1 protein-coding gene is annotated in these 1,590 nt (G+C 60.4%); it reads left to right on the top strand.

Translation table 11 applies throughout. The features are described 5' to 3' along the window. Positions 1-1,590 (top strand): WD40 repeat domain-containing protein (locus ACWDVW_RS32575; RefSeq protein ID WP_449956818.1); only part of this gene is annotated, 1,590 nt, incomplete at both ends.

Here is a 1,590-nt window from a genome sequence, read left to right as displayed (position 1 = left end):
CCATTCCATACGAGCGCGACGCCCGAATTATCGAAGGCCGATACCACGAACTCCTCACCCAACAACAAACCCACCCAACCGGACGGCCAACATTTGCGGTCAGCCCCGCCGAAAGGGCCTCCGTTGGAGTTAATGAGTTTTATTATATCGACTATCCTGCTTTCGGGATGCTTGGTGCAAGCTACCTCGTCGCGGCCAGCCTTGATAATTGGCATCCTAGTTATCCGGCATCCGGCAAGGTGCATTTGTGGCTGATGGGCGACGCTCATGCCCCTGTGGTGCTAGATTCTCCCATTAACTCGCTGAGCCTTGCACTCGGGCATCTGCCCGGTGGCAACCTGCTCCTCGCCGTCGGCGAGAAAGCCGGGATGGTCCACTTGCGGGAAATTGCCGAGACCGACGACGGGCCCACGGTAGAACCGGCAGGAGCCCCACTGCCCGCCCACAACTCGAAGGTGAAGAATTTGGCGTTCGGGCAGCTGCCGGGTGGCAACCTGCTCCTCGCCGTCGCCGAGGTAACCGAGATACCCGTCGGGCCACCGAGACCAGCCGGGTTTGGAACTTTCGACAACGATTACGTGAATCACATAACGGTCCGGTTGTGGGAAATCACTGAGACCCCAGATGGACCGACGGCACAACCGCTAGAAGCCCCACTGGCCGTCCAATCCACCATGGTCCGAGCGATGGCTTTCGGGCAGCTGCCGGGTGGTAATCTCATCCTCGCCTTTGGCGGCGACGATAAGCTTCACCTGTGGAAAATCACCGAGACCGGCGGCAGGCCAACGGCCCAACCGGCAGGTGACCTTACCCTCAACCCCTCAGGGGTCCGTGCGATGGCTTTCGGGCAACTGCCGGATGGCAATCTGATCCTCGCCTATGCTACCGAGGAGACGGTGCACCTGTGGGAGATTACCCAGACCGGTGCAGGGCCACATGGCCGGCAGATGGCCGTCCTCCCACACGGTCATTTCTATCACCCGTTGGGATTGAAGTTCCATGAGTTCAACGGATCGCTGTGGCTCCTCGTGATCGACTCCACGGGAGCTATTCAGCATCTGATCGTGCAGGAGGTGTTTGAGAGCTACGCGGATCGGCCTGATTCTTTGATGGCGTCGTTGATGTGGTTACTGGACCGGGAGGCGTATCCGGGGTTGTTCGCCGGTTGGACGAGTGCGGACCTGCGAGCGGCGATGCGGCTCTCACCTAACGAGCACTTTGACGATCATATCGATCTCTTCACCGAGCTTTTCGGTGTCCGCATCCAGCCTCAGCGGAACTGGTCGGGATTTGCCCAATCCGATGAGGTGATCGGCGTGGACGGCCCGCCGTTGTGGTTGCACGAGCACGAGAGTCCGGGCAGGTATTCGCCGGTCCGTAATCCTTTCAAAGTGGTTTCGGTTGTTCGTGCTCCGGCCATGGCCCTGCGTGTCCTTGACGACCTGTGGCAGAGGGCGGTGGATGGTGCGGTAGCGGGTAGTCGGGCCCGACACGACGAACTGATGCGGCGGCTCGCAGAGCTTCCTGACGTGTTTGCCCGGGGCCCGATGATGCCTGAGCTACGCAGGCCGTACGAATCGGCGATGAGCA

The sequence above is a fragment of the Micromonospora sp. NPDC003241 genome, assembly GCF_053589795.1.
The sequence above is the reverse complement of the archived record's forward strand: the minus strand, read 5'-3'. Positions and strand labels throughout refer to the sequence as shown.